We start from the raw sequence: 20,244 nt of genomic DNA, 5'->3' as shown, positions 1-20,244 counted from the left end.
TTAAAGTATAAGACAGAAAGCACGTCTACGTATAGACATGCTTTCTGCTTTAGATTGTTTATTATTTTAAGTTATCCCAAGTTGCTTGGAATTTTTCTAGAACTTGCTCATATTCAATTTGGCCTGCAACGTATTCTTGAATAGCAGCTGCAAAATCTTGGTTTGCACCATCTGGCCACCTGAACCATGTCCAAGGAATCGTTTGCTCATTAACAGAATACTCAAGAATCGATTCTCCTAAATCACCTAAGCCCGCGGGTTCGATGTTATCAAACGCTGGAATGAATGCAAACTCTTCCGTCATGTAACGTTGACCAGTTTCAGAAGATACCATCCAATCTAGAAGAATTTTCGCTTCTTCAAGATTTTCTGAGTTTTTGTTAATAGCCCAGTTATTCGGAACTCCTACAGGAATACGATTAGCATCAGCTTCATCATTTAAAGGAATTGGTAAAAATGCCATGTTCATCTCAGGGTTAATTTGATAGATCATGTTTTCAGTCCAGTTTCCTTGCTGAAGAATTGCTGTTTCACCTGAAGCAAATAAAGTAACTTGAGTGTTATAGTCAGTTGTTAATGGATTTGCGTTACCGAAGTTAATTTCTGTATCAATCACGTGTTTGAAATCTTCAAAGTGCTTATTGCCTGCAAATGTTTCTGTTCCTGCATGTAATCCCTCAATAAAAGCTACAGGATCATCTTGTTGTGCAAATGGAATATTTAATAAATGTTGTCCAACTACCCACCACTCCGCGTATCCAGCAGCAAATGCTGTAATGCCATTTTCCTCTAACTTTTCAACTGCAGCTTGTAACTCAGACATCGTTGCTGGTGCTTCTGTAATTCCAGCTTGCTCGAATAACTCTTTGTTATAAACAAAGCCATACCCTTCAAGGTTAACTGGCATTCCATAAAGCTTCCCATCTTCATCCGTCATTGGAACTTTACCAATTGGTAGTAAATTCTCAACCCATGGTTCATTTGAAAGATCGGCTAAATGCTCTTTCCAAAGTTCTAATTCATTAAAACCACCATTGTTAAAAATATCAGGCTTTTCTCCAGAAGCAAATTTTGCTTTTAATGCAGCTCCATAGTCAGCACCGCCGCCGACTGTTTCAAGTTTCACCTTGATATTTGGATGTTCTGCTTCGAATTCTTTTAACATTTCTTGAAGTTGATCTGCAATCTCTACTTTAAATTGGAAGAAATTCAATGTAACTACTTCTTCACTACCACCTGCATTTGAATCTCCATCTGTTCCAGTATCTCCAGTAGCGTTATCTGTTTTGTCAGATGAACACCCTGCGATAATACCGACTGCTAACAACATTGACAAGCAAAGAAAAAATATACGCTTCATTTGCAATTGTCCTCCTCTAATCCCCTAATTTTTATCTTACTATTTTAATTTTTGTAGCGATAGCTACAAAATTTGTAAACATACGTTATTTGATTGATCCTGAAGCGATCCCCTTAATGATGTGCTTTTGCAAAAATAAGAAGAAAATAACAACTGGCGTGATCCCTAGCACAAGTGCTGCAAGCCCCATATCCCATTGCTTTGTATATTGAGCAAAGAATGAACTAGTAGCTAACGGAATCGTGCGTAAAGATGCATCCTGTAGAACAAGAAGTGGTAACAAGTAATCATTCCAAATCCACAATGTATTCAAGATCACAACCGTTACGGTTATTGGTTTTAAAAGCGGGAAGACTATCCTCCAAAAGACTCCAAATTGTGTACACCCATCAATGCGAGCAGATTCTTCAACTTCAACCGGTACCGTTTTAACAAAGCCGTGATAAAGAAATAAAGATAATGGAACTCCAAAACCAAAGTACATGATGATGATTCCAGGAATACTGTTCATGATTCCTAACATTCCTCCTAATTTCACTAGAGGAATCATGACCGTTTGGAATGGAATAACCATCGCTGCAACAAAGAATACAAACAAAATTTTACTGAATCTCCCTGGTGTTCGAACCATTTTCCAGGCAGCCATAGAACTAATAATGACAAGACCGATATTACTTGCAACTGTAATAACCAATGAATTCCAAAACGCTCTTGGAAAGTCAAGAATCTGCCATACCTTCACATAATTTGAAAATAACCACTCAGTTGGTAACGCAGCAGCATCTATTAATATTTCAGAAAAACCTTTTAAAGAATTTGCGATTACAAAGTAGAACGGCACTAAGAAGATGAGGGCTATCAGTATCGCAAAGATCTCTAGGACAAAGGTTCCTTTTGTATATTTCTTATTCATCACGCCTCAACCTCCCTCTTCTTAGTAATCATGACTTGCAACGTTGTAAAGATAGCAACAATGACGAAGAATAGAATCGATTTTGCTGACCCTAAGCCATAATTGTTGTTTGTAAACGCTTCTTGATAAATGTTAATTGCAACCGATTGAGTTGAGTTAAAAGGTCCCCCACCAGTCAATGATAGATTCAAATCAAAAATCTTAAACGCCATTGAAATGGTTAAGAAGAAACAAATTGTAAAAGCTGGCAATATTAACGGAATAATAATTTTAGTTAATGAGGTAAATGCGTTAGCCCCATCGATTTTTGCTGCTTCTAGTAACGAGGTGTCTACACCTTGTAGGGCAGCAATATAAATGACCATCATATATCCACTGATTTGCCAGGCAAATACAATGACAATTCCCCAAAAAGCTGTTTTTGCATCTCCTAACCAAGCTTGTTGAAAAAATGATAGATTTGTAAGTTCTCCGATTGCTGCGAAACCTCTTACAAAAATAAATTGCCAGATAAACCCTAGTAATAAGCCACCAATTACATTTGGAATAAAGAAGGCTGTTCTTAGAAGGTTCCTTGTTTTTAATGCTGAGTTTAAAAGTAAAGCAAAGGAAAAACCAATAATATTACTAATAGCTACTGCAGCAAACATGAATTTTGTCGTAAAAAGAAAGGAATCAAAGAATCTCTCATCATTTGTAAAAATTCGTTTATAATTTTCAAACCCTACCCATTCCGTAGCAGAACTAATTCCATTCCAAGATGTAAAAGAGTAATAGACACCCATTATAAAAGGAATAATTTGAATTACGATGAAAAATATAAGTGCTGGTCCAACAAATGCAGCATATGATAAAATCTTCTTCATCTTAGCTTTATTTTTAGTCACTCTTCTTACTTCTGTATCTACTTTTACTGGTCTTGTATCTACGTCCGTTTTCACTTTTATCTCACCGCCCTTTATGTAATCGCTTTCATATTTTCATTATAAAGTAAGCGGTTACCTATTGAATACTAACTAGATTGACTAAAAAGGTGCACTATTTTGACCACAAAAAAAAAGCACGAGTATCCACTCATGCCATCCTGTTACCTAATCTTCAGGTGTTACTTCCGAATCAAGAGCATTCAAAAAGGCTAGTATGAATCTGTAGCTACTACCAAAGTCTCCAAATGAACCTTGTTTCGCACAGTACACATCAATTGCTGATTTGATTGGATTAATTTTAAAAACGGTTACAACCATAATGGAAGAGCCTACACCTTGTTTCTTTAACGAGACTTCTCCACGTTCTGCATCTATTTGAGAAACCTCCCAATTAGGAAATTTGTTGCTGTTCACTAGTTTTGTCACATTCTCAATCATTGCTTCTCTACTTTTTTTATAATAGCGGGTTTTAAGACCAGGTAATTTCGGTTGTTCACTAGTTTCTTCATGATTTTTCCATAAACCTGTTATTGTTCGTAATGTTGACATAGTCCCTCCTGAAATTCGTTATTCTCAACGATTTTGACCTTACTTAAACGATACACGAACATCTTCAAGAATTCAATTCACTAATCATATTTTGAGAAAAACATTTGTACTCTGTTAATCTATTTTACAATTTATAAGAGCTAATTGACATTTACTCATAGAGACTTTAGGATTAATCCAGAGCTCAGGTAATCTTCCTTTGACAAGGGCATTTAATGACAGTCCGTTAGGTTTTTGAAAGGTGACAGAAATACATGAAAAAAAAGTTCTTCATTGGCACGATTATTTTTATATTCTTATTAATACTTGAATCTCAAATTAACCTAGAATCAAATATAAATAATAGAGGAAACATGACTATAGAGGATCATTCGATTCCAAGTTGCTATATTCCCATCTACAAAAAAGCTGCAGATGAATATTCAATACCTTGGAAGTTATTAGCTGCTGTCCACCGAGTTGAAACCATCTTTTCAACTATGGAACCATTAGTGAGCCATGCAGGGGCTATTGGACATTTTCAATTTATGCCAAGAACATGGATAGGCTGGCAATATCCAGGGACTTCATTAGGTGAAATTGAAGACGACATAGATATTACAGATGTTAACTTAATTCAAGAGTTTGGTGGCTACGGAATGGACGCTTCTGGAAACGGAATAGCAGATCCTTACAATATGATCGATGCTGCATTTTCAGCTGCAAAGTACTTAGCTGATCATGGCGCATCTGATAATGACCTTGAAGCCGCTTTATTCGCATACAATCATAGTCAGGAATATGTAGAGAAGGTGCAACACTTTCATCTTTTGTATGAGGAAGGGTTTGCTGTATTAGAGTTTACTACTCCTTGCTATGAGTGAAATTCAAAGTTAGCTTCTCTAGCACCTAACGATTATTGTAATTAGTCCACTAAAACATCTTTTTTCTACTGGAATATTGGACACCCCCATCTAACACTGCTACATGCTTCTTTAAGAAAAAATTACATATTAAGTAAAAACAGTTAGCCTGAAAGGCCAACTGTTTTAACCAACAAATGTTTCGATTAATTTATTTTGTAAACTCTAGCTTCATATGGTTTTAAAACAAGATACTTGTTATCTTCCTTTGACGTAACATCTGAATTACTCAAAAGTAGAGTCAAGGAAGAGTCTATCATATCGGTTGGCAAGACACATTCTGTTTCTTGCGAAAATAGATTGGTGATAATTAATATTTTCTCGTTATTAAGCGTCCTAGTATAAGCATAAATTTCAGTATGATCTGTCAATATAAGTTCATAGCTACCATAAATTAGTGCTGGTTGCTCTTTTCTTAGCTGAATCAAGTTTTTATAATAATGGTAGATAGAATCTGGGTCTTGAATCGATTGTTGAACATTAATTTCAGTGAAATTAGGATTCATTTTTAACCATGGTGTCCCACTTGTAAATCCAGCGTTCTCCAGGTCACTCCATTGCATTGGAGTTCGTGAATTATCACGTCCGTTTTTCCAAATGATTTCCATGATCTCCTCATGTGGTGTACCCTCTTCAATCTCATTTCGGTATAAATTCTTTATAGCAACATCATTGTAATCCTCAATCGAAGAAAATTGTACATTTGTCATGCCAATCTCTTGCCCTTGATAGATAAAAGGAGTGCCTTGCATGAGGAAATACATAGTCGCAAGTGCTTTAGCTGATTGATTTCGGTACTCTTGATCATTTCCCCAGGTGGAAACAGAACGAGGTTGATCATGATTTTCTAGGAATAAAGCATTCCATCCAATGCCATCAAGTCCCTCTTGCCATCTCGTTAATGTTTCTTTTAGTGCTTCCAGGTCTAATCCACCATCAATACTTTTTCCCCAAAGACCTAAATGTTCAAATTGGAAAATCATATTGAAGCAACCGTTCCTCTCACCAACCCATTCCTCTGCCTGTTCCACCTTAACGCCATTAGCTTCCCCAACAGTCATAATATCGTATTTATCAAAGGTCTCTCGCTTTAATTCATCTAAGAACACTTGAATTCCTTCTTGATTCATATGTCCATCTAAAGAGGAAACATATTTCTTCTTCTTTGGATTCGGTAAATCCGGGAATCCTTTTACCTTTTTAATATGAGAGATTGCATCTACACGAAAGCCATCGATTCCCTTATCTAGCCACCAGTTTACCATGTCGTAAAGGTCTTTTCTCACATCAGAATTTTCCCAGTTTAAATCAGGTTGCTTACGTGAGAATACATGCATGAAGTATTGTTTCGTTTTCTCATCATATTCCCAAGCCGAACCTCCAAAGATCGACTCCCAATTGTTCGGTTCTTGGCCATTCTTTCCATCATGCCAGATATAATAATCTCTATAAGGATTATCCTTAGACGAACGTGACTCTATGAACCACGGGTGTTCATCCGATGTATGATTTATCACTAGATCTAGGATAAGTTTCATGCCACGATTGTGTACTTCTTTTAAAAGCTGATCAAAATCAGTCATCGTCCCGAAATCTTCCATAATTCCTTTATAATCACTAATATCGTAACCGTTATCATCATTAGGTGAAGAGAAAATTGGGCAAATCCAAATTACATCAATTCCTAAATCCTTTAAGTAATCTAGCTTCGCAATAATTCCTTGAATATCACCAATTCCATCTCCATTCGAATCCATAAAGCTACGTGGATAAATTTGATAAGCTACTGCTTCTTTCCACCATTTATATTCCATATCTTCTTCCTCCTCGTCTAACCTTAAAATATCATATTTACATCATTAGCGCAATCGTTTGCGCAGTATTTGTATCACTTAATTTTATCCACTAATTTTCTAAATGTACGCTACATGTTAAGCTGTTAGAACAAAGCTATTTCAGACCTTTATCCGATGTAAACATCCTAAGTTCAGATTCGGTATATCCGTGCCTCATGTGGCCGGAAAGTGACTATTTTAATATCGGCATGATTTTATACATCGTTGTAGTTGCCGTAATAAAGCTGTTTATTGTTTATATCTACATGATCAGAATCGAAGACTTTCATGATTTGAATGATAAAGCACAATCAACCACTAACTCCCTTATAACTTCTTGTGCACACGTTTCATTCAAAGAGAAAAGAGGAGCAACTTTAAGCTCCTCTTCATTATTTACAAGATTCTCTTTTAACTAGTTTATGAGGAACAATCACCTTTTTCACACTGAAATTAGGCTCATTAATTTTACCGATTAAGCATTTAGTAGCTTCAAAGCCCAATTCATAAATGTGGATATCGACAGTTGTCATCGTTGGAGATGACAACTCAGATATCATTACATTATTAAAACTGACAATGGACATATCACCAGGCACTTTTACATTCATATCGGCAAGCATTTTTAAAACACCGAATGTCATAATATCATCCGCAACAATAAGAGCAGTTGGTCGCTGCTCAATTGACATCAATTCTATGACTGCGTCTTGTCCACCTTCCTGCAACTCTTCATGATGTACAATATAGTCTTTTCGTAAAGGGATATTAGCATTGCTTAACGCTTGCTCGTAGCCTTTCATATGATCAATTGTAACAACAAAATTTAAATTCCCACCTATAAATCCAATTCTCTCATGCCCTAGTAACATAAGATATTCTGTAACGGTCTTAGCCGCTTTGAAATTATCGTTATTTACATAGGTAACTTGGTCTTCATCTATATTATAAGGTCGACCAATCAATACAAAAGGAAAGTTCTGTTCAATTAAAAAAGGCATAACTTTATCATTCACTCTTGAGTATAGAAGTAAGATCCCATCTACTCTTCCACCGTACACCATCTGTTCTACTTCTTCTAAGATTTCTTCTTCAGTTTGTCCAGTAGATAAGTAAAGACCATATCCCTCTTGATAAGCCTTCATACTAATCCCGCGAATAACCTCTGGAAAAAACGGGTTTTGAAAAGCAATTTTAGCAGAGTTCGGCATGACAATTCCTAACGTTTTCGTGCTCTTATTCGCTAAACTTCTCGCATTAAAATTAGGGTGATAGCCTAATTCCTTCATTGCCTCTCTTACTCGTTCTTTTGTTTTTTCACTAATGCGTGAGCTATTTGCAATAACTCGAGATACCGTCGACGGTGCAACATTTGCCCGTTTAGCGACATCTTTAATAGTGACCGCCATCGGTATCACCTCCTGCCTGTATTTTCTATTCTCCTATTTTAGCGTTTACAAACTTTATAGACAATCAAATTTTTTACGAATATACGTCCAGTTTAATCGATTCAACACGAACGCATTTGAAAATAGAAAAAGAAGAAATGGGCTTTGCTCACTGCTAATTTGACTCTAGCCTTATATATTGGCTATTGCGAGGCAGCGCTGAGCCCATTGCTTCAAGTTAATCTATGTCGTTGTTACCATCCAAAGTAACAATGCAGAGTAGATAAACAAGCCAAAAGCAAGCACCATTAAAATAATTGACATTACTTTATACCTTTTAAACAACACTACCACCTACTTTAGATCTCCATTAGCCTTTTTCAGCACCCGCTGTCATTCCTTCAACAATGTAACGTTGGAAGACAAAGAATAAAACCATGAGTGGAATAGAAATTAGTACTGCTCCAGCAGCAAAGACAGTAAAGTTGTTATTCGCTTGCCCAGAAACTAATGTAAACAAGCCTTGAGCCAACGTCCAGTTGCTACTAGATCTAAGAATAACTTCAGCCATAATAAAGTCCATACTTGCTGCAATAAAACTATTAAATGCGATAAAAGTAATAATTGGCATCGCTAACGGAAGCATAATTTTAATAAAGATCTCTGTATTTGATGCTCCATCAATTCGAGCTGCTTCCATTAAGCTATTTGGTATCCCATCAAAGAAGCCTTTTACAATCCAAGTATTAAACGCAACACTTCCTGCAGCTAATACTAGAATATAACCAAGATGAGTATCTAGAAGACCAAAAGATCCTAATAAAGTATAGATGGCAATCATCCCCATAATAGTTGGGAACATTTGTAAAATAATGATCGCCATTAAGCCTTGTTTCTTTCCTTTAAACCTAAATTTTGAAAACGCGTAACCAGATAACACTCCAAATACAGTCGAAATAACCATATTAGAAACAGCGATAAACATTGTGTTTTTATACCAGGTTACATAATCATGTTTTTCGAATAATGCTCTGTAATGCCCCCAATTCCAATCAGCAGGACTGGGAAAAATTTGAGATGAATGCAATGACGACCCAGGGTTAACCGATCCAATGAAAATGAAATAAACTGGAAATAAACAAATGATCGCTAGGGCAATTAGAATACCATAAACAATAACATAATTAATGGCTCTTTTCATTTTTATACTAAACATGTTCTATCACACGTCTCCTTTCAAGGCTTTTGTATTTCGTAAATTGAAATACGCAAACCCAGCAATGATCAGGAAGACCACTAAAGCAACAGCCGAGGCAATCGCATATTGTCCATTATCTAATGTCATTTTAAAGATCCAGGATAACAAGATATCTGTATGACCAGCATAGTTATAGTTCGCGTTTGCTGGTCCACCCTCAGTCATTAAATAGATAAAAGTCAGCTGATTAAAATTAAAAGCGAAGGTGAAAACCATCAAAGGGACAGCAGCTACCATTACGATCGGAAATGTAATCTTACGGAACTGTTGAACAATGCTCGCTCCATCCACTTCAGCTGCTTCATAAAGCTCTTTACTAATAGTTGTTAAAACAGCTGTAAATAACGCCATCCAGAAAGGGAAACCTAACCAAAGGTTTGTCAATAATACGGCTACCTTTGCCCACATTGGATCTGACAACCAAGGAATTGGATTTAATCCAACCGTTCGTAACATTTCATTAATAACCCCAAACTGGCCATTATACATATTTCTAAAAATAAGGATACTTACAAACCCTGGAATTGCCCAAGGAATAATGTAAATGTTTCTCCAAAACTTTGTGTATTTCACTACCTTCTGCGATAATACAACGGCAACAAAAAGACCCGCAAAAACAACAAGTAGTGTAGATAATATAGCCCAAATAAACGTCCAAGAGAAAACGCCAAGAAATGTTCCTCTCCATGATTCCATTGTGAATAAGCGAATGAACTGCTCAAGCCCAACCCAATCAACTAAAGCCCTTGGAGGCAAATAATTAGGCGATGAAAAATTGGTAAAAGCTATCAAAGCTGTAAAAACAAGTGGAAAAACAGTTAACAATAGCATACATATTGCAGTTGGAATAATTAAGATATAAGCATATCCATTTTCCCAGACATTACGAACAGACTGTTTAAAGCCCATAATCGGTTGTCTTTGTTCACGCAGCTTTCCAACAAGATACGCATCACGAACACTAAAGTAATAAATGGCTAATACACCAATGAGAACGATCACCATCATAAGCCCTTCAGCCATTAACAAAATAGAATGGTCACCAGGATCAACGATACGTCCTCTTTGTCTAACTTGAGGTGTCTCGCCTAATGTGATTAATCCGTGCAACCCACTTACTATTGGCTTGACAAAGAAGATCAGTACAATGAGTTCAAACAACGCCCAAACTAAACCTTTCCAATATTGCTTGTTGTAAATCTGACCAAGTCCCATAAAGAAAACAGACAGCAACGCTGCTATTTTGCTATGGCTTTTGTCTTTATGGGACGCTTGCGTTTCTATATTATTTGACATAATTCCTTCCCCCTTCTACCTGTACATAAATGTCATGTACAATGGTTAATCAGTGAGGTGGCTTAGGGGGATGTTTCCGATAAACCACACTCACTGACCCATTATTATTAATTAACAACGCTAAAGCAAATTTAATATTATTGTTGTTGTTCTGCTATAGCTGTCTCAATTGTATTAACAGCACGATCTAAAGATTCTTGAACATCGGCATTGCGATTCCAAATCTCAGCAAATGCTGCTTCCATCGGTTCCCAAACAAGAGGCATTTCAGGAATATTTGGCATTGGAACAGCATGTGTAGCTTGCTCTAAGAAACCAACTGAAATGGGGTTGCTTTGAATATCTTCATGCTCCGTTAAGGCAAAGCGCGGAGGTAAAGCTCCTGTAATTTCATAAGATAACAATAGGTTTTCTTCATTCGTAATAAATTGAGCAAGTAATGATGCTGCTTCCGGGTATTCTGTATATGCATTTACATAAAATCCACGAGTACCAGAGAAACTTGTTGGATTTTCACCATTTGCTAGCACCGGAAGTGGTGCAACATTAAAGTTTACCCCTGCTTGCTCATAACCGCGAACAGCCCAAGGACCGTTAATATCAAATGCTAAATTACCTTCTTCAAATAAAGCAGTTCTAACATCATAAGTGATGTCTTCATTAGCCATTCCTGGTAAAATCTCATCACGCATTCTTACTAATACATCTTGTGTACCTTGAACAGCACCTTCATTATTTAGTCCGATATCTTCTGGATTTGTACCTTCGTCACCAAATACATAACCGCCATAACCACCAAGGAAACCATACAAGAAATACAGGTTTTGAGGTTCCATCATAATTCCATATTGTTTACCTTCAGTTAGATCGTTCGCAATCTCAAACAATTGATCCATTGTTTCAGGTGCTTCTTCAACTAAATCAGTGTTGTAGTATAGTGCATACGTTTCAATACCACTTGGATACCCGTAAAGCTCATCGTCAAATGAGGTTGCAGTAATTGCAGCTTCCATAAACTCTTCTTTGTATTGTTCTGGCCAGAAGTTCTCAAGTACTAACCCAGCAGAAATAGCACGTCCAATACGATCATGTGTAGAAGCAAAGACGTCACCTGCTAATCCTTGAGGTCCATCCGTCGCCAAACGCTCTGGTGCATCCTCTTGGTTTACTTCTTCTACTTGAACCGGAATTCCATATTCAGCTTCAAATTTCTCAGCCATAAGCTGAGCCCATTCTAGTTGCTGATCACCGTCACTCCAAAGTAATAGTTCGGCACCTTCTTCAGGAACAACTTCATAATCTACTGCTTCTTCACCAACACCATCTTCCGCTGGCGCTGTTTCTTCTGGAGTATCTTCAGCTGTTTTGCCACAAGCTACTAATAACAATGAAATTGATAGCAGTAAGACCAATGTTAACAAAAATGATTTTTTAAACATTCTACAAAACCCCCAAATTCTTATTTTAAATAGCTAACTTAATATGATTAAAAATTCTTTATAAGGTCGTCTGCCCACCTCCTCTTAATATTAGCGACTTAAATTTCCCTATTCGCTTAATATTAAAAAGCTACGAGTGCAAAGCACTGAAACTTTTTGTGCAAATAGCGCAATCGCTTGCATAAATATTTCTAAAAAAAAACACCCATTTTATACAGAAAGTGAAAACGGTTGCAACTCATGGCTTTATTATACGATTCCTGCTCTTTATTGACAATACCTTTTTGAAAAATAATTTTTATCTTTATCATGAACTTCTATTTTTATGTACCTAAATACAAATAAATACGCACTACTGCGCAAACGCTTGACAATATTTTGAAAAGTTAGTATCTTGGTTTACGACATCGATAAACTAGATACAACACTGCTGGTTAAATTTCGCCCATACTATTACCCAAAAAGGAGCCCCTTATAATGATAAAAGAAGCCATATATCATCGACCGAAAAATGAATTTGCTTACGCTATAGATGAAAGGACCATTCACCTAAGACTTAAAACGAAAATGAATGACGTTGATAAAGTAACCATCATTTTTGGAGATCCTTATGATTATAATCAGGAAGAAAAGTGCTGGATTTCCACACAAAAAGATATGATTTTTAACGGAAGCGATGGATTACACGATTATTGGCTCGTTTCTATTACACCTAGTCACAGGCGGCTACGGTACGGATTTTTGCTTAGAGATGAAAAAGAGACTCTCTATTTTACCGAAAAGGGGTTTTATCAAGAACAGCCAAAAGAATCCGGATTCTATTTCTGCTTTCCATTTTTAAATAGAATAGACGTTTTTACTCCTCCAGTATGGGTCAATCATACAACCTGGTATCAAATTTTCCCTGAGCGTTTCGCTAATGGAGATTCGACCATTAACCCAAATGGAACACTCCCTTGGGGAAGTACTGCCCCAACACCGACAAACTATTTTGGTGGAGATTTTCAGGGCGTAATCGATCACTTAGATTACCTAGAGCAACTCGGCATAAACGGTTTATATTTCACTCCCATTTTTAAAGCGCATTCAAACCATAAATACGATACGATTGACTATATGGAAATTGACCCGCAATTTGGCGATAAAACAACATTTAAGAAGCTCGTAAAAGAATGTCATAAAAAAGGCATTCGCGTTATGTTAGATGCAGTATTTAATCATAGCGGATTTTACTGGCGACCGTTTCAGGATGTGTTAGAGAAAGGAGAAAAGTCTCGCTATAAAGACTGGTTCCACTTACATCAATTTCCGATAAAACCCGAAGAGCCAGGTAATTATGATACTTTTGCATATGTACCTTCCATGCCTAAATTAAATACTGAAAATGAAGAAGTGAAAAAATACCTATTAAATGTAGCGCGTTATTGGATTGAGGAGTTTGATATTGATGGCTGGCGTTTAGACGTTGCAAATGAAGTTGACCACGCGTTTTGGAGAGAGTTTCGCAGAGCCGTTAAAAAAGTGAAATCCGATGCTTATATTCTAGGGGAGATCTGGCACGACTCTATGCCATGGTTACAAGGGGATCAATTTGATGCCGTGATGAATTACCCATTAACAACAGCAATCACGGAATACTTTGCTAAAGCAACCTTAAGTACTTCTCAGTTTGCCAATACGCTAACATCAATAAGGAATCTTTATCCTGAGACGGTTAACAACGTTCAGTTTAACTTACTAGGAAGTCATGATACCCCACGTATCTTAACAATAAGTCAGAATAATAAAGAAAAAGTACAATTGCAAATGCTTGTTCAATTTACAATGGCCGGAACACCCTGTATATATTACGGAGATGAAATTTCGATGACTGGAGACCAAGATCCCGGTTGTAGAAAGTGTATGATTTGGAACAAAGAAGAACAAGACTTAGAGATGTTCTCTTTCACCCAGAAGCTTATATCATTGCGTAATCAACAGAAATTACTGCGCTCCGATAAAAATTTCGCCTTTTTAGAAGCATCAAATGAAGAAAACACCATCATTTATCGTAAAAAGGATGATGATAATGAAATACTGATTTTTATAAATAACAATGACATCAATAAAGATGTAAACGTTCCTATAGCTTATCAACAGAAACAAGTCGTCAATTTATGGAATGATGAAAAAAAGTCGTTAGCTCATACAATCCGCATGAAAGCTTATGGTTTTTGTATCGTTAAGCTTTTAAATTAATGTAAAAGACTCCTAACTAGAGGAGTTTTAGTAGTCATAAGGGGATGAGCGTTATACATAATACAGAGAAACAATCAAAGCAAAAATTAACGCTTTTTGCCATTACTTGGCCCATTTTTATTGAGATCATGCTTCATATGATTATGGGAAATGCAGATACACTGATGTTAAGTCAATATTCCGATGATGCCGTAGCAGCTGTTGGCGTTTCTAACCAACTATTAATGGTCATTATTGTTATGTTTGGTTTTATCGCTACAGGTACGAGTATTCTTGTTGCCCAATATTTAGGTGCAGAAGATGAAGAGAAAGCCATCCGATTTGCTATTGTGTCTATTTTTGCCAACATTGCAATTGGACTTTTATTAAGTATCATCCTTCTTATTTTCAGTGAACCGCTTTTGCGAATGATGAATTTGCCTCCTGAACTCATGGCTGATGCGGTTATTTATTTACAAGTTGTCGGTGGATTTTCCTTTATTCAAGCGCTAATTATGACAATCGGTGCCGTGATCCGTAGCCACGGATTCACAAAAGATGCGATGTATGTCACGATCGGCATGAATATTTTTAATATTGTTGGTAATTACTTATTTATTTTTGGAGCATTTGGGTTTCCTACTTTAGGAGTAACCGGTGTTGCAATCGCAACAATTATAAGTCGCTCGATAGGCGTTATTGTCCTTCTTTATCTTCTTTATAAGCGATTAGATGGAAATTTACATTTCTCTTTTTTACGAACATTTCCTAAATATGAAGTGAAGTCTCTACTGAAAATTGGAATTCCAACAGCAGGTGAACACCTTTCTTATACCACGTCCCAACTGGTAATGACTTACTTTATTGCCTCTATTGGGACCGAGGCTTTAACGACAAAAGTGTATGCTCAAAATATTATGATGCTCGTACTCCTATTTTCCGTAGCAATCGGACAAGGCACACAAATATTAGTTGGACACCAAGTTGGGGCGAAAAAGTTAGAAGAAGCTTACAGTCGCTGTATTAGAAGTTTAAAAATAGCGATAACAGTCTCTTTGGCAATGGGTATAATCTTCTACCTGTTTAGCAATTTATTATTTTCGATTTTTACATCTAATCAAGAGATTATCGCTACAGGAAGTCTATTATTATTGCTTACCATTGTATTAGAACCAGGGCGAGCCTTTAACCTTGTTGTAATTAATTGTTTACGAGCAGCAGGGGATGTACGATTCCCCGTTTATTTGGGTATACTCTCGATGTGGGGTGTTGCGGTTACAGTCTCATACACTCTTGGTATCTATTTCGGCTTAGGTTTAGTAGGGATTTGGATTGCCTTTATTCTTGACGAGTGGCTCCGTGGTCTTATAATGCTATGGCGTTGGCGGAGTCGTAAATGGCAAAGTATGTCCTTTGTAAAAGAAAAAGAGAAGAAACAGCATGCCTGAACTTTTTTCGCTAATATAACTTCATCGTGATTAAATTTAGTACCAAATCCGAACCTCTGTTTCCTCTCTTTAGGTAAGCGCCTCCATGCATTAATATTAACAAAAAGAGGACTATATCATCATGATGTAGTCCTCTTTCCTTCATTTTCATGTAAAATAATGCTATTCAACTACATTTTATCTACTTTATCGCTCGTTTCAAATCCCACTTACTTAAACTCTCTATTTTCATTGATATATCGGTAAAAAACAAGATTTCTTTTGCCTGTTCAGACGGATAAATTCGTGCCGTCATTACTTTTTCACCTTCGTTAATGAACACTTCGACCGATGACTTATCGATAAACACGTGCAGATGAACTTTTCCCTTGGTCATATCCACTTCAGTTGTTCGTACACCACTAGGACCGTTCCCTGACTGGTTTCTATCAAGAGAAACAGTTCCCCCTTGTCGATCAAAACGTAATACCGTTTCTTGACCAGTAGCCTCATCTACTCTCAGCTTCAAGCCGAATTCAATTGCATCTTGAAATTCGATTACAATCTTTAGTTCAATGCAATCACCTTGAATGCCATCTAATCTCTTATCAGTTTCAACGATTTCACCTTTGTACTGAACCTCTTCCCCGCGAAGCTTCATTAACTCCGGAGCCGGGTTTGTAAATAACTGACCATCCTGCAATGTAACAACTCTTGGAATGGTCATTGCACCAGCGTAATTAAACTCTTGTGTAGGCATATCATTTTCCCACATATCCATCCATGCTATTAAAATACGTCTTCCTTTATCATCCAGCATGGTTTGGGGCGCGTAAAAATCAAAGCCATTATCAAGCAGGTGGAATGATTCATGCTTTAATTCTCCTGTTTGATAATCTAACTGTCCAACCACATAACCAGCCTGATGAAGATTATGATAGTTATTCGCTTCTGGATTCATCCCTTGAGGTGACATAACTAATACTTCATTGCCATCAAGTTCGAAGAGGTCAGGACACTCCCACATAAATCCAAAATTCCCTTCCCCTTTTGCCATAACAGAGATGAAATCCCAATTAATTAGATTTTCTGAACGGTACAATAATACTTGCCCTTTGTTCGCTTTTGTTTTCGAACCTAACACACAATAGTAATGGTCGTTATGCTTCCAAATTTTTGGGTCACGGAAATGAAACGTATTGACGTCTCCTTTTGGAGGTACTGAAATCACTGGATTTTCTTTTAATTTCTCAAAGTGAATTCCATCATCACTCACAGCTAAAGCTTGAACTTGTTTTAAGTCTTCATCTAATTTACCGTCAATCCAAACATTCCCTGTGTACATTAAATACAATTTTCCATCTTTTTCAATCGCGCTACCGGAAAAACAGCCATCTTTGTCGTAGTCTTCACTAGGTGCCAAAGCAATAGGTAAGTGTTCCCAATGAACAAGATCTTTACTTTTTACATGGCCCCAGTACATCGGACCCCATTTCGAATTAAAAGGATGATGTTGGTAAAACAAGTGATACTCACCTTTATAAAAAGAAAATCCATTCGGATCATTCATCCAATTAGCCTGTGGCATTACATGATAATGAAGATTCCACTGGTGCTGACTTACACGTTCTTTTAATTTATTGATTTCAATATTGGCTTTTTCAAGCTCAGTTTGATGAGTGATCATATACTTTCCTCCCTAGAAGTTTTGGTCTTTAATTTAGCTTAAAGAGGATGACTAGAAGGTGTTTTTCCCTTTTTAATCATCCTCTTAGCTATGAGCATGGCAGTTTCCTCTGAATTTTTGTTCCGATTTAGTTCCCCACATGTCTTTTGATCACCATATTACAAAGCGAGATCTACTTCCAAGCCAAAATGATCAGAGATAACGGGTTGATTTTCTCCATTAAATATGACGTTTGATTTCTTCACTAGTATCGTTGAATTAGTGAAGATATAATCAATCCGAAGATCTTCTTTGTTCTCGTCCCAACCGGTGATCTTTCCTTCAACCGTAGTTCCTATGTCTTTTTCAACGGCTAAATGATACGTATCGTAAAATCCTTTGCTCAGTAAATAATCATAACCTTCTTCTTTGACAGAGGCATCATTATTAAAATCACCCATTAAGAAAAACTTCTCATTTTCTTGAACATACGAGTATAACGTGTCTACCTGCTTGTCATATGGTTCGTCTTCATCTCCCCACCAACCGAGATGACATGAATAGAAAGAGATCGGTTTATTTTTATATTCAATCGTTATCCCAACAATTTTTCTCGTTTTCCAACTTTCCGGATCCGTCGATTGAGTAATGGAGAATGCATGTTTTTTTTCAATTTTACATTTCGTTAAAATAGCAAGCCCTTCTTCATAAACATCAAATCCAATATGAGCAAAATCCCAGAAATAGTTATAATCTTCCACACCAAGTTCTTTCAATTCCTTCAACAATATAACGAGGTAATTATCTTTTTTCATATTGCCAATAACCGTTTTTTCCATAATGGACTGACTTACTTCTTGAAGAGCAATCACATCATAGTCATTATCTTTTATAGTTTCCGCTAAACTTTTGATTTTGTCTAATTGGTTCGTTTCCTGCCAAGCGTGACAATTTAAAGTTAGTAGTTTCATCGATTACGCTCCTAAACGATCTTGAATATCTGATTTTAATACATCTGCCTTTGGCCCATAGATCGCTTGAACACCCTTATCTTTTAATATCAAACCAAGTGCACCATTTCTCTTCCATTCTTGCTCTGATGCAACAGCGTCTATGTCCTTAATTGTTACACGAAGACGAGTCATACACGCATCAACATCTTCAATATTTTCTTGACCACCTAATAACCCAATAATAGTCGTTGCTAATGAATCGTCATTTGAGTTCTTAGCTGATTTGCTGTCAGCCTGAGAACTTGTTTCTTCTTCAATATAGTTCCCTAAACGACCAGGTGTAGCAAATTTAAATTTCTTAATCATAAAATTAGCAACCGTAAAGTTTAAGACGAAGAATATTAAGCAAGCTATTATAAAATAAACAATATCCAACCATAAACCTGCTCTAATAATCATTGGTGTTCTAGTTATAAGCTCAAGAATCCCCATTGAGTGAACTCGAATATCAACTAGATCAACAATCGCAAAAGCAAATCCAGTCATAACTGCATAAGCCACATAAAGAACAGGGGCTACAAACATAAACATAAATTCTATTGGCTCTGTTACTCCTGTTAGAAATACGGCTAATCCAGCAGAGAAAAACATTGACTTATATTTTGTACGTTTGTCTTTATCCACATTACGATACATAGCCAATGCAATCCCAATTAAAGCTGCAGAAGAAAGAATCATTTGACCAACTTTAAAACGCGCAGGAGTCACCTCACCTAGTACTTGACTGTACCCAGCCATATCACCTGCTACTCTTAAGTTATTTAAATCAGAGATCCAAGCAAACCATAATGGATCTTGACCAGCAACAATTTGTCCGGCATTTGTTCCAGTAAGAATAGTATATGTACCACCTAGAGGCGTAAAGTTCATTGGAATGGTTAACATATGGTGCAAACCAAAAGGAAGCAATAGTCGTTCTACTGCACCAAAGATAAATGGTGCAAGAAACGGAGCTGTTTCTCTAGACGTTGCAACCCAACGTCCAAATTCATTTAAGTTTCCTTGTATAATAGGCCAAATTAAAGATAATACGATCGCAGTAACGACTGACCATAAAATAACGACAAAAGGAACAAAGCGCTTTCCATTAAAGAAGGCTAAAGCTTGAGGCAATTTACTGTAATTATAGTATTTATTAAAAAGGGTAGCTCCTAAGAAGCCTGAAATAATACCAATAAATACACCCATATTTAAAGCCGGAGCCCCAAGAACTCCTGTAAAATAGTCTTGAACGTTCAATTCACTGCCAAACAATGAAGTGGTCGATGCTTCAGAATCGTTTAACATACCATTATTGACTCCAAAAATTGCACCTGTAACACGGTTAATTAAAATAAAAGCAATTAAAGCAGCAAAAGCACCGCCAGCTCGTTCTTTTGCCCATGAACCTCCAATTGCCACTGCAAATAAAATATGCATATTTCCAATAATAGCCCATCCGAGCTCTTCTAAAATTACAGCTCCTGTTTGGACTAGGGCCATATCGATTTCAAACATTCCAATCATTTTACCGAGTGAAATCATAATCCCTGCCGCTGGCATAACAGCCACAACAACTATTAATGCTTTACCAAACTTTTGCCAAAAATCAAAAGAGGTAATTTTCATGTTTTATTCCTCCTAAATGTAAGTGTATTCATTAATCAAAGCAAACGTTTGCACGTTGTAAAAAAACAATTAGTACCATTTTAAAGCTCAAGTTATGTAAAGCTTTAAGACAACACCCTGAAGACTAAATCAACTTCACAGTAACGCTAAAGTTAAAGTTTTAAAGTTTCAATCAAAATAGATAGATAATAACTAAATAAGATTGTATTCAATCCCTTTTATGTCTTCCCGCTATTAAACTAAATATCAGCTTATTTTTCATAATCTTTAATCCCTGATATCCGTAACCGTTATCATTGTTAGGTGAACTAAAGATTGGACTATCAAGATGTCCCCAAACTCTAAATTTTGACTTGATCCATTGTATATCTCCATCTCTCATCTCCCTCTTACTCTAAAAATAAAATATCATAGTTTTTTAAAATGCGCAATCGTTTGCGCTAAATT

Annotated in this window: 15 protein-coding genes; 3 read left to right on the top strand and 12 right to left on the bottom strand. The window is 36.5% G+C overall.

From position 1 onward, the window contains the following. Window positions 1-61 precede the first annotated feature (61 nt). The 4 genes from PQ474_RS00440 to PQ474_RS00425 all read right to left on the bottom strand — a co-directional run bounded on the left by PQ474_RS00440 (window position 62) and on the right by PQ474_RS00425 (window position 3,748). The gene (locus PQ474_RS00440; protein ID WP_273839544.1) at window positions 62-1,360 is read right to left on the bottom strand and encodes an ABC transporter substrate-binding protein; all 1,299 of its coding nucleotides are present in this window, start codon (window positions 1,358-1,360) and stop codon (window positions 62-64) included. A gap of 85 nt (window positions 1,361-1,445) precedes the next feature. Continuing rightward, window positions 1,446-2,273 (bottom strand): carbohydrate ABC transporter permease, encoded by an 828-nt coding sequence (locus PQ474_RS00435; protein ID WP_273839542.1) that lies wholly within the window; start codon window positions 2,271-2,273, stop codon window positions 1,446-1,448. Further along, entirely contained in the window at window positions 2,273-3,139 is an 867-nt protein-coding gene (locus tag PQ474_RS00430; protein WP_273840268.1) for a carbohydrate ABC transporter permease, read from the bottom strand. The genes PQ474_RS00435 and PQ474_RS00430 overlap by 1 nt, the downstream gene beginning before the upstream one ends. 225 nt (window positions 3,140-3,364) lie before the next feature. Beyond that, window positions 3,365-3,748: a hypothetical protein gene (locus PQ474_RS00425; protein ID WP_273839540.1), complete on the bottom strand. Its 384-nt coding sequence runs from the start codon at window positions 3,746-3,748 to the stop codon at window positions 3,365-3,367. A 254-nt stretch (window positions 3,749-4,002) separates the two neighbouring features. Here PQ474_RS00425 and PQ474_RS00420 point away from each other — a divergent pair, with 254 nt between their 5' ends. Next, window positions 4,003-4,611, top strand: a complete 609-nt coding sequence (locus PQ474_RS00420) for a lytic transglycosylase domain-containing protein (RefSeq protein ID WP_273839539.1) — start codon at window positions 4,003-4,005, stop codon at window positions 4,609-4,611. 185 nt (window positions 4,612-4,796) lie between these two features. Here the strand turns inward: PQ474_RS00420 and PQ474_RS00415 are convergent, their stop codons facing one another. The 5 genes from PQ474_RS00415 to PQ474_RS00395 all read right to left on the bottom strand — a co-directional run bounded on the left by PQ474_RS00415 (window position 4,797) and on the right by PQ474_RS00395 (window position 11,866). Continuing rightward, on the bottom strand, window positions 4,797-6,464 hold the full coding sequence (locus PQ474_RS00415; protein ID WP_273839537.1) for a glycoside hydrolase family 13 protein: 1,668 nt from the start codon (window positions 6,462-6,464) through the stop codon (window positions 4,797-4,799). A gap of 413 nt (window positions 6,465-6,877) precedes the next feature. Then, complete coding sequence (locus PQ474_RS00410; RefSeq protein ID WP_273839535.1) at window positions 6,878-7,894, bottom strand: LacI family DNA-binding transcriptional regulator; 1,017 nt, start codon at window positions 7,892-7,894, stop codon at window positions 6,878-6,880. Between the two features lie 349 nt (window positions 7,895-8,243). Continuing rightward, window positions 8,244-9,089, bottom strand: a complete 846-nt coding sequence (locus tag PQ474_RS00405; protein ID WP_273839533.1) for a sugar ABC transporter permease — start codon at window positions 9,087-9,089, stop codon at window positions 8,244-8,246. 6 nt (window positions 9,090-9,095) lie between these two features. Further along, the gene (locus tag PQ474_RS00400) at window positions 9,096-10,427 is read right to left on the bottom strand and encodes a sugar ABC transporter permease (RefSeq protein WP_273839531.1); all 1,332 of its coding nucleotides are present in this window, start codon (window positions 10,425-10,427) and stop codon (window positions 9,096-9,098) included. A gap of 137 nt (window positions 10,428-10,564) precedes the next feature. Continuing rightward, entirely contained in the window at window positions 10,565-11,866 is a 1,302-nt protein-coding gene (locus PQ474_RS00395; RefSeq protein WP_273839530.1) for a sugar ABC transporter substrate-binding protein, read from the bottom strand. Between the two features lie 477 nt (window positions 11,867-12,343). On the opposite strand from PQ474_RS00395, the gene PQ474_RS00390 reads away from it, so the two are divergent. Then, window positions 12,344-14,104: a glycoside hydrolase family 13 protein gene (locus PQ474_RS00390; protein ID WP_273839528.1), complete on the top strand. Its 1,761-nt coding sequence runs from the start codon at window positions 12,344-12,346 to the stop codon at window positions 14,102-14,104. Window positions 14,105-14,148: 44 nt separating this feature from the next. After that, window positions 14,149-15,531 carry an MATE family efflux transporter gene (locus tag PQ474_RS00385; RefSeq protein WP_273839526.1) on the top strand — a complete coding sequence of 461 codons (1,383 nt, stop codon included), beginning with the start codon at window positions 14,149-14,151 and terminating at the stop codon, window positions 15,529-15,531. Between the two features lie 181 nt (window positions 15,532-15,712). Here PQ474_RS00385 and PQ474_RS00380 read toward each other — a convergent pair whose 3' ends face one another. From PQ474_RS00380 to PQ474_RS00370, 3 genes are all read right to left on the bottom strand, one after another. After that, on the bottom strand, window positions 15,713-17,197 hold the full coding sequence (locus PQ474_RS00380; protein WP_273839524.1) for a glycoside hydrolase family 32 protein: 1,485 nt from the start codon (window positions 17,195-17,197) through the stop codon (window positions 15,713-15,715). Window positions 17,198-17,355: 158 nt separating this feature from the next. Next, window positions 17,356-18,147 (bottom strand): endonuclease/exonuclease/phosphatase family protein, encoded by a 792-nt coding sequence (locus PQ474_RS00375; RefSeq protein WP_273839522.1) that lies wholly within the window; start codon window positions 18,145-18,147, stop codon window positions 17,356-17,358. A gap of 3 nt (window positions 18,148-18,150) precedes the next feature. Further along, window positions 18,151-19,797 (bottom strand): PTS transporter subunit IIBC, encoded by a 1,647-nt coding sequence (locus PQ474_RS00370; RefSeq protein ID WP_273839520.1) that lies wholly within the window; start codon window positions 19,795-19,797, stop codon window positions 18,151-18,153. Window positions 19,798-20,244: the final 447 nt, after the last annotated feature.

This window comes from Halalkalibacter alkalisediminis (genome assembly GCF_028610705.1).
Taxonomy (GTDB): domain Bacteria; phylum Bacillota; class Bacilli; order Bacillales; family Bacillaceae_D; genus Halalkalibacter; species Halalkalibacter alkalisediminis.
Note: the sequence above shows the minus strand (reverse complement) of the source record. Positions and strands in the feature narration are given on the sequence as shown.